Origin of the sequence: Nostoc sp. UIC 10607 (assembly GCF_047228265.1) — a bacterium.
Lineage (GTDB): Bacteria > Cyanobacteriota > Cyanobacteriia > Cyanobacteriales > Nostocaceae > Nostoc > Nostoc foliaceum_A.
Window position 1 is genome coordinate 13,991 of the sequence record NZ_JBIQNW010000006.1, and the last position, 14,490, is coordinate 28,480.

General features: G+C 39.2%; 11 protein-coding genes. 7 read left to right on the forward strand and 4 right to left on the reverse strand.

Annotated elements, in window-relative coordinates:
• Nucleotides 1–236 precede the first annotated feature (236 nt).
• The 3 genes from ACEYW6_RS07540 to ACEYW6_RS07550 all read left to right on the forward strand — a co-directional run bounded on the left by ACEYW6_RS07540 (nucleotide 237) and on the right by ACEYW6_RS07550 (nucleotide 2,390).
• Nucleotides 237–710 (forward strand): hypothetical protein, encoded by a 474-nt coding sequence (locus tag ACEYW6_RS07540; protein WP_412979226.1) that lies wholly within the window; start codon nucleotides 237–239, stop codon nucleotides 708–710.
• A 21-nt stretch (nucleotides 711–731) separates the two neighbouring features.
• Entirely contained in the window at nucleotides 732–1,163 is a 432-nt protein-coding gene (locus ACEYW6_RS07545) for an NUDIX hydrolase (RefSeq protein ID WP_412979227.1), read from the forward strand.
• Nucleotides 1,164–1,286: 123 nt separating this feature from the next.
• Complete coding sequence (locus tag ACEYW6_RS07550) at nucleotides 1,287–2,390, forward strand: AI-2E family transporter (RefSeq protein ID WP_190894376.1); 1,104 nt, start codon at nucleotides 1,287–1,289, stop codon at nucleotides 2,388–2,390.
• Nucleotides 2,391–2,479: 89 nt separating this feature from the next.
• Here ACEYW6_RS07550 and ACEYW6_RS07555 read toward each other — a convergent pair whose 3' ends face one another.
• The gene (locus ACEYW6_RS07555) at nucleotides 2,480–3,877 is read right to left on the reverse strand and encodes a sensor histidine kinase (RefSeq protein WP_412979363.1); all 1,398 of its coding nucleotides are present in this window, start codon (nucleotides 3,875–3,877) and stop codon (nucleotides 2,480–2,482) included.
• A 655-nt stretch (nucleotides 3,878–4,532) separates the two neighbouring features.
• Here ACEYW6_RS07555 and ACEYW6_RS07560 point away from each other — a divergent pair.
• Complete coding sequence (locus tag ACEYW6_RS07560; RefSeq protein WP_412979228.1) at nucleotides 4,533–6,131, forward strand: alkaline phosphatase D family protein; 1,599 nt, start codon at nucleotides 4,533–4,535, stop codon at nucleotides 6,129–6,131.
• Between the two features lie 229 nt (nucleotides 6,132–6,360).
• The gene (locus ACEYW6_RS07565) at nucleotides 6,361–6,810 is read left to right on the forward strand and encodes a hypothetical protein (protein ID WP_412979229.1); all 450 of its coding nucleotides are present in this window, start codon (nucleotides 6,361–6,363) and stop codon (nucleotides 6,808–6,810) included.
• A 163-nt stretch (nucleotides 6,811–6,973) separates the two neighbouring features.
• Here ACEYW6_RS07565 and ACEYW6_RS07570 read toward each other — a convergent pair whose 3' ends face one another.
• Nucleotides 6,974–7,747 (reverse strand): MlaE family lipid ABC transporter permease subunit, encoded by a 774-nt coding sequence (locus ACEYW6_RS07570; protein WP_190894372.1) that lies wholly within the window; start codon nucleotides 7,745–7,747, stop codon nucleotides 6,974–6,976.
• Nucleotides 7,748–8,033: 286 nt separating this feature from the next.
• On the opposite strand from ACEYW6_RS07570, the gene ACEYW6_RS07575 reads away from it, so the two are divergent.
• Complete coding sequence (locus ACEYW6_RS07575) at nucleotides 8,034–8,357, forward strand: hypothetical protein (protein ID WP_412979230.1); 324 nt, start codon at nucleotides 8,034–8,036, stop codon at nucleotides 8,355–8,357.
• 922 nt (nucleotides 8,358–9,279) lie between these two features.
• Here ACEYW6_RS07575 and ACEYW6_RS07580 read toward each other — a convergent pair.
• Both ACEYW6_RS07580 and ACEYW6_RS07585 read right to left on the reverse strand, forming a co-directional pair.
• Nucleotides 9,280–9,510 (reverse strand): hypothetical protein, encoded by a 231-nt coding sequence (locus ACEYW6_RS07580; RefSeq protein ID WP_190894370.1) that lies wholly within the window; start codon nucleotides 9,508–9,510, stop codon nucleotides 9,280–9,282.
• Nucleotides 9,511–9,738: 228 nt separating this feature from the next.
• Nucleotides 9,739–10,128, reverse strand: coding sequence for a hypothetical protein (locus tag ACEYW6_RS07585; protein ID WP_412979231.1), 390 nt, complete (start codon nucleotides 10,126–10,128; stop codon nucleotides 9,739–9,741).
• A 703-nt stretch (nucleotides 10,129–10,831) separates the two neighbouring features.
• On the opposite strand from ACEYW6_RS07585, the gene ACEYW6_RS07590 reads away from it, so the two are divergent.
• Complete coding sequence (locus ACEYW6_RS07590) at nucleotides 10,832–14,386, forward strand: NB-ARC domain-containing protein (protein WP_412979232.1); 3,555 nt, start codon at nucleotides 10,832–10,834, stop codon at nucleotides 14,384–14,386.
• The last annotated feature ends 104 nt before the right edge of the window (nucleotides 14,387–14,490 follow it).

The window sequence follows — 14,490 nt, forward strand, 5'->3', positions numbered from 1 at the left end:
ACAGTCGAAAATCCAGAGTTAAAATATTGATTTTTGACTCTTGACTTTTAACTACTTTTATGATCTTGTTTGATGTCGTAGCGTTTTTCTCACAGTAAATCCATAATGCTTATTTTCTCAGATCAATGGCGTTATCTGAAGAATAAAGAATTAAGGATGAAATTCAGAACGTTTTTTGCTCAGTTGAGAGTGTGTTTCTGAAAGCGCAGAGAATAGTATAGATGGGAACAGACCTGATGAAACTGGCGACAAAGCAAGCAGTGAAGCAAAAATTTGCTCAATCGGTGGCTTTCATGCAACAAACAAGAAATTTGTCCCTTTCGTTCTTGTACGGGCACGGGATGATTCCCTACCGCTTGGGGCTGATTTGTTTATTGGTGGTAGGACTTTGTAGTTGTGGTAGTTTAACTTCGTCTGGCTTGAATAGGAGTAATTTCAAAATTGGTAGCAATGTCACCCCAATTCGAGAAATTAAACCAGAACAAGACAATCAGGCTATAGTTTACATCCAAGGTCAGGTGGAAAAGCAAGCTCCTCTGATGAAGCAGTGGGCTTATCAAATTAATGACTCGACTGGCAAAATTTGGGTTGTCACCAATCAAAAGAATCTGGTCGAGGGGGCACAAGTGGTCATTAAGGGGAAAGTTCGCTACCGAAGTATCCCCTTAGCTGGTAAAGAATTGGGGGAAGTTTATCTAGAAGAAGAGTAATCAGCAATTAAAAATGAACATATGAACAATAAACCGGTGCATGTAGCGATCACAATTCTCTACCAAAATAACAAGTTTCTCATGCAGCTGCGCGACAACATCCCCGGTATTCTCTACCCTGGTTACTGGGCGCTATTTGGCGGTCATATCGAACCTAGTGAAACGCCAGAGGTAGCTGTGAAGCGAGAAATCTTAGAAGAAATCGGCTACAACCTACCACCCTTTATGGAATTTGGCTGTTATCCCGACGAAAGAGTAGTCCGTCATGTCTTTCATGCACCACTCTTAGTGGAATTAAATCAACTGGTTTTGACTGAAGGATGGGATATGGGGTTATTGACCCCAGAAGATATTCGCCAGGGTAACTGTTATTCGCAAAACGCTGGTGAAGTGCGACCTTTGGGGAATATGCATCAACGAATTATGTTGGATTTTATAGAGACAAACCAATAAACTCAGTTTATCCCTGCTTGCCCATATTGCAATTGCAGCATGATCTCCTAGATGACGATATGCTTTTTCATAAATCCAAACTGAAGCCAAAATAAAGTTAGAACTCTTGTGGAGTAATCACTAATGCAATCAGCAAACAAACTACCGCGATGGTTAACTATAGGATTGGCATTTCCCATTGCTATTCTCAACGGTTGGCTATTACTCCAGGTTATACAGTACTTTCAACCCTTGGTCAGCATTATTGCCGCAGCTATTCTACTAGCTTTTGTCTTGAACTATCCAATCCAGTTTCTCCAAGAACAAGGGGTGAAACGCAACCTAGCGATCGGGGGAGTGTTACTTTTAACTGTAGTGGTTTTAGTAGCTTTAGGCATCACCTTGGTTCCCCTGATTATCCAACAGCTTAACGAGCTAGCGAATATCTTGCCTAGTTGGATTGATTCTGGTACTCAGCAGTTGCAAGCTTTCCAAGATTGGGCGTTAAGTCAACAACAGCTTCCCATTAATTTAAGTGGTTTATTTACCCAAGTTCTTGAACGATTATCTAATCAACTGCAATCCTTCACTGGTAGAATTCTTGGTTTTGCCGTCGATACTATTGGTATTGTCCTCAACGTCTTGCTGGCGGTAGTTTTGACTATCTACCTAATATTGAACGGCGAACGTCTTTGGGACGGAATTTTTCAGTGGTTTCCCCATAACATTGGGTTAAGAGTACGGGAATTACTGCGAGAAGATTTCCACAATTACTTTATTGGTCAAGCTACATTGGGAGCTGTGTTGGGGGTGACAATTACACTGGCATTTTTGGCGCTGCAAGTTCCCTTGGCTCTGCTTTTTGGCATCGGTATTGGTTTATTTTCTCTTTTCCCCTTTGGTACAGGAGTAGGTATTGCCATAGTAAGTTTGTTGGTGGCGCTGCAAAACTTTTGGTTAGGAGTTGAAGTCTTAGGTGTGGCTGTTGCCATCGACCAAGTTAATTCTAACTTTATAGCACCTAGAATTCTCGGTAATTTAACTGGTTTAAATCCCGTGTGGGTGGTAATTTCTTTGCTGTTGGGGGCAAAATTGGGAGGAGTGCTGGGCTTGTTAATTGCGATCCCTATTGCTAGTTTTATCAAAGATACAACAGATAGCTGGCGGGCTGGAGAGTTTAATAAGATAGATGATATCGTGTCAGAACCTGTAAAGGTGACTAGTGAAACAGCAGGAACTTATAGTTGAAATTCAATATCTAAGTGAAGTAAAACTGACAATATTGACTATTTTATAAAAATATCTATCCCTTACTTATGGCTTGTTTTTTAAACTTGTTAATAATTAAGTGGAACGGGAATTTTAATAATAAACTCAGTCCCTTTGCCAATAGCTGACATGCATTGTAGCTGACCACCGTGTTTTTCTACAACAATTTGATAGCTGATAGATAAACCTAGTCCAGTTCCTTTACCAACGGGTTTAGTGGTGAAAAAGGGATCAAACAATCGGTTTTGGATGCTCTCTGGGATTCCCGGACCATTATCGGAAATACGAATCATTACTTGCTTGTCATCAGTGAGTTGAGTATGAATGCAAATTTTGCCTTTATCCCTTAGCGATGAAGTAGGTGCTTCGCCTTCGCGCAGAGTATGGCTAATGGCTAATGACTCTTCTATCGCATCAATGGCATTCGCCAAAATATTCATAAACACCTGATTAAGTAATCCAGCATAGCAATCAACTTGGGGAATATCACCGTATTCCTTAATTATGTTTATGCTTCCACCGAATTGGTTATTTTTGAGACGACTTTGTAAAATTAACAGGGTGCTATCAATACCTTCATGAATATCAACTAATTTTTTCTCAGATTCATCAAGACGAGAAAAATTTCGTAAGGAAAGAATGATTTGCTCGATTCGTTTGGTGCCAACCTCCATAGAGGTGAGAAGATGGGGGAGATCAGTACTTAAAAAATCCAGTTCAATTTGTGCGATCGCAGTTTTAATATCCGCTTCTGGTTCAGGATAACATTGTTGGTACAATCTAATGAGATTGAGTAGATTTTGGCTGTATTCGATGGCGTGAACAAGGTTACCAGCAATAAAGTTGACGGGGTTATTGATTTCGTGTGCAATACCAGCAACGAGTTGTCCTAAGGCAGCCATTTTTTCATTCTGGATTAATTGCGTATAGTTCTGTTGAAGATCACGAAAACCTACTTTAGCGACTCTAGATTGTTCCTCTACTTCCTTTAATTCAACAAGTGTTAAGACATGAATTTGAGAGTAAGCTAAGAGTAATTGATGAAAATCGACGAGCTTATATTTTCCAGACGAAGTTTTAACTAAAATCGGCTCATAAGCAATTTGAGGTGATTGTTGCAAAGTTGCCTGAGTGGCATTGACAATGAGCATATCTTCAGACAATGCTAATATTTCTTGCTGGAAAAACTTGTAAAGAATTTTAATTGGTCTTATAGAAAATAGTGCCAAACTATAGGTTTGACTCATATGCTCAAAAAATTTCCGCCGTGAAATCATCCCCACATACTGTTGATTATTATTTAGAATAATTCCCGGCAGTAAAGGCTCTTGCTTAAAGAGCATAGCTAAATCATTACCTGGACGCTCTACTTCGATGTGAACCTGCCAATAGGGTAATTCTTGCAAAGTTGACTCTAATCGCAAGTTTGACTCATTAGCATTTGTTATGCCACCCATAGTCAGCATACTCTCAAGCCTTGACTGCTGAGGTAATATTTCTGGTAACATCTTGAATATCCGTCTCTATAATTTCAAAGTTCATCAATCGTTACAAACTTATGTTTCCCAAATTGCGACCCAAAATTCACAAAGCAGATATGGGAATATAAAGTACTTCAGGAAATCCAATACTTTTCTGACTGCGTACACATTTAGCGGTGAGGGGGTAGCAGTATTCTCGCTTTGCACTACGTCTCGCAGAGAAGGGGAGACGCTAAGAGCGAAAACGAGTCTTGTCTACGATACACCAAGGGGGAACGAGCGTCAGGGCTTATCATTAGACATCGCTTCTTCACGAGCATGTTTTTAACATAGAATGAAAAAACTCTGAGCGGTCGGCAAAAAAAGAATGAAGTACAAATTTCTCATACTTCATTACTTTATAATTAATCAATTATCTATTGTTTTCAATGAGTTACTACAAACAATATTAGCTGTCCCAAAAAAAGGTTAAATCTTAACCTTTTCTATTGATGTGTGTAAGTTAATTTATATTAATTGTAATTATAAATAGTGCAAAGCTTTTTATTAACCCTTGGATAACCCAATCTTTACTTATTGCTATAACATAATGTGCTAAATACTTATCCTGTAATACTTCTTAAGCTTGCCATTATTTATCATGGAATCTAATCGTCCATTACAGCTAAATCGTCGCCAGTTTTTGCTCCGTTCAACTATCACAGCAGGTGGAATTATTGCTACAAATCTTGTATCCAAATCACAAGTTTTTGCTCAAGCGCCTGCAATTATCACCTCCGATAAAATGCGTCCTGCTATACCTTATGGCGTAGCTAGCGGAGATATCTCCAATGATAGCATCGTCATTTGGAGTCGCAGCGATCGCCCTGCCAAAATGGTAGTAGAATATTCTACCAGCGAATCTTTTCGCAATGTACAGCGCGTTGTGGGACCCAATGCTTTAAAAAATAGCGACTTTACAGCACGACTTTATCTGAGGAACCTGCCACCAGACCAACAATTATTTTATCGGGTAATCTTCCAAGATTTAGATTATAAAGGCACTTACAGCGCTCCTTTTTATGGCAGTTTCCGAACTCCTCCCAAATTTGGACGAGATATATTCTTTGTTTGGGGTGGTGACACTGCTGGTCAGGGATGGGGGATTAATCCTGATTTCGGTGGGATGAAAATTTACGAAACTATGCGCCAACTTAATCCCGACTTTTTCATTCATTCTGGCGATAATATTTATGCAGATGGGCCGATTCAATCACAAGTAACTCTAGACGACGGCACTATTTGGAGAAATATCACTACACCAGAAAAATCAAAAGTAGCAGAAACTCTCACAGAATTTCGTGGCAACTATATATACAATTTGCTGGATGAAAACATCAAGCGTTTCAACGCTGAAGTTCCCATATTGGCACAGTGGGACGACCACGAAACTACAAATAATTGGTATCCTGGGGAATTTCTTAACGATGACCGCTACACAGTTAAGGATGTTAACTTGCTAGCCCAAAGGGCAAGACAAGCATTTTTAGAATATCTACCTATTGGGTATGCAACTGAAAATCCAGATAAAGCAAGAATTTATCGCTCTTTCAACTATGGCCCGTTATTAGATATTTTCATGTTGGATGAACGCACCTATCGGGGGCCAAACACGCCTAATCGTCAGCCAGTGTCAAGTAAAGAAACAGAATTTTTGAGCAGACAACAAGTGCAATGGTTGAAAAGACAATTGCTCTCATCAAAAGCAACATGGAAAGTAATTGCTAGTGATATGCCCTTAGGACTAATAGTTAGAGACGGTAGCACGGACTTTGAAGCTTGGGCTAACGGAGATGGCCCAGCTTTAGGAAGAGAACTAGAACTTGCCGACTTATTACGATTTATTAAAAACAAGAATATTCAGAATGTTGTTTGGTTAACTGCTGATGTCCATTATGCAGCAGCCCACTATTACGACCCCAGTAAAGCCCAGTTTACCGACTTTAAGCCTTTTTGGGAGTTCGTCGCCGGGCCTCTTAACTCTGGCACATTTGGGCCAAACCAGTTAGAAAATACTTTTGGCCCACAATTGATATTTCAAAGCCTTCCTCCAGGTACAAAAGCAAATCGGCCCCCAAGTGAAGGTTTGCAATTCTTTGGAGGAGTTAAAATTGATAGAAATACAAAAGTGATGACAGTAACACTGCGTAACTTGCTAGGAGAAACTCTTTACAGTGTAGATTTGCCTCCAGAAAAATAAGTTACTAAAAGTGGAGCGGAATATAGCCAGTTAGATAGAGTAATTACGCAATTTTTTACTCTGTCTACTGGCTATGTTGTTTCTTTGCTGAGATATTAAAGAAGAAAAAATCTGCGCTGCTGGATAACGGTATGATTGAATCACGCATCGAGTTCGGATTATGCGAAGGCTGAGTTATAAAATTCAGTAATGGAATAAGACCTTGACCCCGTACTAGGAATATCAACCCATGCTAATTTTGAAAAGAGTTCCTTGGGTGTCCCTGGCGCTAGTACTGCTGAGTTACAGTACTTTGGGCTGGGTAATATCTGAAACGCGTGCTCCTCTGTTTGTGTGGCTGGTGACTGTGGTTGCTATCTTGATTTTAATAGTAACACTGACCACTCCTTGGCCGAAAATGACATATTACTTCAGTATTTTGCTTAAATCAAATACTAGGTCTTTTGGCGTTGCCGTCTTAGCAGCTTTCTTATTTTTTATTATGATTGCCTGGTTTCGGATATTTCTTGATACTTTACTGATCATTTCGGCGACCATATTAGTCAGGATAGATTTTCAAATAGCAGGTCTTAGGGAAGGGTTAGCCTTTTGGACTGCATCTATCTTTTCATTGACAGGTTTGGCCTTGGGTGCGCTAATCTACAAGTTAATATATTCCCAAATTTCGCTAACGTTTTGAAGTATACCCAAAAAGGCTAGCGATGCCTTCTCTACGAGACGCTACGCGAACGGTGGGCTGCACCAACGCTTCAGAACCAGTATTACTTACCCACAACTTCCTTTTTACCTCCGATTCCCGGCTTCTTAAAAAAGCCGGGAATCTTGTTCTTCAATACTTGGGTTCAAAATGCAGGCTGTTCAAACAGCAGTAGAGAAAGGAAAAAATCCATGATAAAAATTGATACCCAACTAGTAACAACTGCTTTGGTTGCAGATTCTCCTACTTCCTTTGCTCCCCCTTTAGTAGTTAAACCCCAACTACAGCCAATCACAGCAACCAGCACTCCAAAAATAAACCCTTTTAGCAAAATAATAAACAAATCTGATGGTTCTAAAAAATTTCTGACTGATTCTAAAAATATTTCGGGAATAATTTTGTAAAACTGTGAAGCAGCAAAAACTCCGCCGATGATGCCTGTAACTAAAGCCAAAATAGTCATCAAAGGCACCATCAAACAACAAGCAATTACTCTAGGAAGTACTAGATAATCAATTGGATCAGTTTTGAGCATATAAAGTGCATCAATTTGCTCTGTGACTCGCATTGCACCTATTTCTGCTGCAAAAGCAGAACCTACTTGTCCCGCCATAATACTAGCGGTCAAAATTGGAGCTAATTCTCTGCAAAAAGCTAAGGCAAAAGCACCTCCCACAGCATTGACAGCACCAAATCGCACTAATTCCCTCGCTGTCTGAATAGTAAAAATCATTCCTGCAAAACCGCTGACAAGCAGAACTGGAGAGATAGAACCTGGCCCAGCAGTAACCAGATGTTGCAGAATCTTGCGATAGTAAGTTTTTCCCTGAAGAAAATGTAGCCACACTTGACCGAAAAGCAGTACTGCCGCAAAACAGCGTATAATCTCAGATTGCTCGAAATTTGTTTTTATTCGCAATTTTATTGTCCTTAAGACTGGCTTTTTTTGCACATATATTATGTCAATTCTCCAAAATAAGACTACAGATACAAATGGTGGAAACCCAGCCAGATGTAATCTGACTTTCTCAATTACATAGACGCAGCTTCCCGTAGGTATTACGAATTGGTCTTAGGGTATGGTACATGAACAGACGCACTGGATGTTTACCCTCAAAGTTGAGGAGGTGTTTAGGCATGGTTCAACTCAAAGGGTTTAAATATTTAATAATATTTCCAAATAATGTAATGTTAAATAATTTTTTATGAACAACATAAAAACCGTAGCTTTTGTGTTATTTCTGATACTATTTTTAAGCGTAGCACACCCAGCTTTTGCATCTGTATGCCGCAATTACAATGTCTACGAGGGGCTACATCACAAGATTTGTATTCTCAGTATCAACCGAAGTGCTAAAAATTATTGGGAATACAGGGCAACCATTAGTGTAGATGGAGTAAAAAGACCCACTGAGGTTTATAATTGTCGCGAACGAGTCAAGGTTCAACAAAGTGGAACAATTTTGCCCTTTGAGCAAAACGACCCTGGTGAGATGATATGCAGCTTTTTTAATTCTTCTCGGCGGTAAACACACACCAGATAATAAAGACCGTAAAACCTAGATAGGCGAATACTGTTAGCCATTCTTGCCAGCTACCAAATGAATTATTCATCAGCAAAATTCGGAAAATTAACATTTCTCAATCCTACACGCTGAGGCTGCCAGTTGCTTGCTGTATTTTGGAAGATAAAGGCTATGCAAAAATTCTTAGCTAATTTTCTGGAATCGATATCATTGGGATGGTAGTACATATTAGAGCATCGATATTATACTTAACCTCTATAACTAATCTTCGGGGAATATAGCCCCATTGTTTACGCTTCAAAACCCGGTTTTCACGACCGGGTTTTTGATGGGTAATACCAATTCTCTAAGAAACTCCACCAAATCAGGCTTGGTGAGACAATAAAATTTTGCAACTTGTTCTATGCAACTTCACAGGTAATCAGTATAAGTAAGTTCGTCGTAAGGACTTTAGTTATTATTCTTATCTTCTAACCACTAAAGTGCTTACAACAAACCCTCAAAACTAGCTTTAGCACTTCCAATACGGTTTGCTTAAGGAAAGAGACGCGATAAATCGCCGTCTCTACAAAGGACTGATTATTGTAAAGACGGCGATTTATCGCGTCTTTATAATCTATAACTTTCATCAAAAAACTTTATCCGAACTATATTGCTAGCACTCCTAAATACAGTTAGTAATACTTAGAGACGAAATTTTTTACGGTTCTAAAAAACTTTGCAAAGGAATTCAAACTTTCACATTAGTACAGCACGGATACAGCCAGCTATCATCTCTATTCAGTAAACAAGGGCGAAAGCAATTGTTAAGGATAAGCAAGCTTCCACCACAGTGTACTAGAAGCAATATTGTTGATGTACAGTGAAAGAGGATATTAGTTGAAAATGATGCAAGATGTGAAAGTCGAATATTATTTGTGAGATTTTAACGAACAGATTCAAAAATGACTGTCGTCAATATTAAGCAAAGGAGAACAAGTCCACACCGAAAAATAATCCAATATAAAATAAAGGGTAGTAGACTCATAGCAATATGCGATCCTCCGAAAATAGCTGATAAAACGTAAGCGATCGCTAGACCAAATAATGCCAATAAAAAATATTTAATGAACTTGGATGTCAAACGAAATAATAAGCTGTGACGATTTGTAGTCATATTTTTCTCCTGATAGTTGAATAAAAAAATAACAGGGTTGATGTAGTACCAATAAGCACTATATCAACCCTGCTGTAGTCTTTTTCTAGACTCTCTTGGGCTGGGAAACTATTCACTTGTTAACCCCAATAACGAAAACAATTTTTTACTGTTTCTCTAAACCTTGAGGTGAAATCAGTGGCTGTTGTTGATTAATAGTTAGAATAATCAGCAAAAAAACAACCAAACTCAGTCCCTATCCAACAATTCAGATACCATCCAGCCAAATATCGGCGCGGTATTTCCCTTCTTGCATCGAGAAAAGTCCAGTCTGAGTAGTCCAAACCCCTTCTTTAACAATTCTCTCAATCCCACTCGAAAGCGATCGCGATAGATAGATACCTGACTTTGCGTATCTGTTGTATCTGTCGGTAACTTCTCTAAATACCTATTTAGATCCGCATGAACGCAACGAAAAGAACCTCGGAAAGAGATGACACGCAGCTCAAATTCTTCGGTTCCAATCTTGCGGATAGTCACTTCAATTATTCCATCCTTGCAAGTGTGACAGGCAAGAATATCTTTTTCAAGCAACTCAAATAATTCCTGAGCAGAATTTGAAGTTTCAGGTGTTGGCATAGTGTGGGTTACCTCAGTGCTAGTTACTTCAGCTATCCTCGCGGTTCACACCTAATTTGTTATCGATTTTACATTTATTGTTATAGATTCTACATTCACTTTATTAATATTGTCAATCTAGTTGATAAACTAAATTGACAAGTTGATAATTTAGAGTATAGTTAGTAGTGTCTTGTCAATACGCTTTTCTGTAAAATGCTAGGCGATGTCTACGACGGGCTACGCTAACGCGCAGGACTGGAGACTGGGAAACCTTATAAATAAATTTATAGAGGTTGCGGTTGAGTCCAATACAGACCTAACCCCCAACCCCTTCCCTACCTCTCCCTAACCCTCTCCCAATACGGTTCGGTTAAGGGAAGAGACGCGATAAATCGCCGTCTCTACAAAGGACTGATTATTGTAAAGACGGCAATTTATCGCGTCTTTGTGATCTATAACTTTCATCAAAAAACCTTATCCGAACCGTATTGAACCCTCTCCTACGAGGAGAGGGAAGTGGAAAAACTTTTATTGCTGGAACAGGAGTAAAATTCAAAGCCTCTCTCCTGCTTGGAGAAAGAGCAAATGTAAAATTTAGGTCAGGGTCGATTTCATCTTCTCCCGTTTTATCTGCCTATTGATGACTGGATAAAGCAATAGAAATATACCTCACATCTACCTCACATATCGATAAATAGTTTTGGCTGGAGAAATTTACTTCATGACGGAAATTCCTGAAAGTTTCTTGAGAGCGGTTGCAGCTGAACACAATGTATCTGAAGCTGAGGTAAGTGCCTTACTTCTAGCTTTAGCTGGCCAAACGGCAGAGTCTATTGCAACCACTCTTGAAATTAGTGCAGCAGCAGTGCGGAAGCGGCTTGGTTCGGTTTACCAAAAGTTTGACATTGCTGGGAGTACTCCTGGGAAATTAGAGGTGATCAGGAGTATCTTCCAGGAAAGATATCAGTTATCAACAGTAGTTAATGCTTCATCCTGTTATGATTTTGGCGAAGCGCCGGATGTCCCCGTTTTCTTTGGGCGTGAGTCGGAGTTAGACGTTCTAGAGCAATGGGTAAACAAAGATCGTTGTCGGCTTATAGCCATATTTGGTATGGGGGGAATTGGCAAAACAGCGTTATCTATCAAACTGGCACAGAAAATTCAGGAACAATTTGAGTATGTTATCTGGCGATCGCTACGTCATGCACCCTCTGTTAAGGAGATTTTTGCAGACCTGATTGAGTTTTTCTCCAAAAAGAATGAGCCTAAAGAAGTAGGAATTTCGCAATTGATTGCCTATTTGCGGAGACATCGCTGTTTATTAGTGCTAGATAATGTAGAGTCAGTCCTGCTTGGAGGCGATTATGTTGGACAATATCGAGAAGGATATGAAGAATATGGAGAACTTTTCCGCCAAGTTGGGGAAGTACCTCATCAAAGCTGTTTAGTCTTAACCAGTCGTGAAAGTCCCAAAGAAATTGTCACCCTAGAAGGAAACAATCTTAAAGTTCAATCCTTGCAGCTAAGTGGGCTAGAAAATATCGCCGCAAAAAGCATATTTGTGGGTAAAGGTGATTTTTTAGGTTCAGAAAAAGACTGGAACAAATTAATTAATCAATATGCAGGTAATCCTTTAGCCTTAAAAATCGTTTGTAATACAATTCAAGAAGTCTTTGGTAGCAATATATCAGAGTTCATTAGTTGTGATATTTCGGTGCTATTTGGAGATATCCGCAATCTATTAGAACAACAGTTTAATCGACTATCAAATTTAGAAAAAGAAATTTTATATTGGCTAGGAATTAATTGCAAACCCACTTCTTTTGTAGAGTTACAAGCAGATATTATTTCAACGACATCACAACCAGAATTAATTGAAGCTTTAGAATCACTACGACGGCGATCGCTAATTTTTAACGAGAAGGGTTTGGCGAAATTCATGCTCCAAGCTGTGGTTATGGAATATATAATTAGCCAATTTGTTAACCAAGTTTGCGAAGAAATTATTTCCGAAATTAATCTAGAAAATATTTCCTTATTAAAGAGCCATGCTTTACTCAAAGCGCAAACCCCAGGAAAGATTAGAAATGCCCAAATTCGTTTAATTTTAGAACCAGTTGCTGAAAAAATAATTAATACATTTGGCAACAAATATCGGATTAAAAAACATCTATTAAAAATCATAGAATTACTACAAGTCAACACCCCTTTAACATCTGGCTATGCTGGTGGTAATATTATTAACCTCCTTTGTTATCTGGAAATTGATTTAAATGGATGTGATTTTTCCAATTTAAAGATATGGCAAGCATACCTAATAAGTGTGAAATTGCATAATGTCAACTTTGCTTATTCTGACTTATCTAAGTCTGTATTTACAGGAATATTCGATAGTATTTTGTCAGTGGCATTTAACCCTATAAATGGAGAAATTGTCGCTACAGGTGACGCTGATGGTCGGATTAGCTTTTGGCAAGCTACATATGGTGAGCAACTGTTTCATTGGAAGGCACATGCTAACTGGGTAAGAACTGTTGCTTTTAGTCCCGATGGTAAAACTTTAGTAAGTAGTAGTGATGACCATACTGTAAAACTATGGGATGTTGATAGCCAAAAACACCTCATGACTCTTGAGGAACATACTAGCTGGGTCAGGTCTGTTGCCTTTAGTCCTGATGGTAAAATTGTCGCCAGTGCTAGTAGCGATAAAACCATTAGACTTTGGGATTTAAGTAACCAACAATGCTGGAAAATTTTAAAGGGACATAGCTACTTCGTTCGTTCTGTTGCCTTCAGCCCTGATGGGAAAATACTCGCCAGTGGTAGTGCTGACCAAACTGTGAAGTTATGGGATGTGAAAACAGGTAAATGTTTGAAAACTCTGGAGGGACACACCAAATTAGTCCAGTCTGTAGTTTTTAGTTCTGATGGTGAAATACTTGCTAGTTGTAGCGAGGACAAAACTGTGAAACTCTGGGATGTTCAAATGGGGAAGTTATTAAAAACTTTAGAAGGACACACCAATTTGATTCATTCTATAGCCTTGAGTCCGATCCCCTCTGCACAAGGAGGAGGAATCATGGCCAGTTGTAGCGACGACAAAACTGTGAAACTCTGGAATGTTGAAACAGGAAAATTATTAAAAACTTTAGAAGGGCATAGTAATTCTATTCAGTCTGTTGCATTTAGTCCTGACGGGAAAACACTCGCCAGTGGTGGCTATGACAAAACCGTTCGGTTCTGGGACATTGAAACTTATCAATGTATCCAAATTTTGCAGGGATACACCAATTGGGTACACGATCTAGCCCTAAGTCCAGATGGGAAGATAATTGCTAGTAGCAATGATGATAAAACCGTTAGGCTGTGGGATGTTCAGACTGACCAATGTATCAGCACTTTAGAAGGACATGCTGGCCGCCTCTGGTCTGTTGCTTTTAGCCCGCTTCCTGGTGGACTATTAGCTAGCGGTGGTGATGACCAAACCATCCGCTTTTGGGATACTCTGAGTGGACAGTGTGTGAAAGTTTTGCAAAATAGCGATCGCATCCGCTCTATTGCTTTTAGTCATGATGGTCAAATTCTGGCTAGTGGTAGTGTTGACTGCAACATCAAGCTATGGAATATTCGGACTGGCCAATGCTTTGAAACTTTACAGGGACATACAAATTGGGTGCAGTCTGTCAGTTTTAGCCCTGATGGTGAAATCCTCGCCAGTGGAAGTGATGATAAAACATTGCGTCTATGGAATGTTTATACAGGAGAATGTATTCGGGTTTTAGAAGGACATACTATGCTAATTTGGTCTGTTGCTTTTAGCCCACTTCTCCCTTCACAAGGGCAATTTGGAGGGTTATTAGCTAGTGGCGGTGATGACAAAACAGTCCGGCTATGGGATGTTCAGACTGGCGAATGTCGCAAAACTTTAGTCAATAATGATTGGATACGTTCTGTTGCTTTTAGTCCTGATGGTAAGATTATTGGCTGTGCTTGTGTTAATCACACTGTAGAAATTTGGGATGTTGACACAGGTAAACGTCTGATTATTTTGCAAGGACATAATAATTGGGTTCGTTCTGTTACCTTTAGTTCGGATGGAACTTTGTATAGTGGTTCCCAGGATGGAGCTATTAAGCAATGGAATGTCAAAACTGGAGAGTGTATCAAAACCCTCATGTCAAAAAGACCTTATGAAGGAATGAATATCAAGGGGCTATCTGGTCTAGGCGAAGAACAAAAAAACACACTTAAAGAATTGGGTGCTATTGAGGATTAATCTGTTAATTAAAAATAATTATGATGCTATTTAATTGCACTCTTATAAATGTGTATTAGTTTCTTATTGTTGAAGATCATGAATTTTTTATAAGCATTGCCATT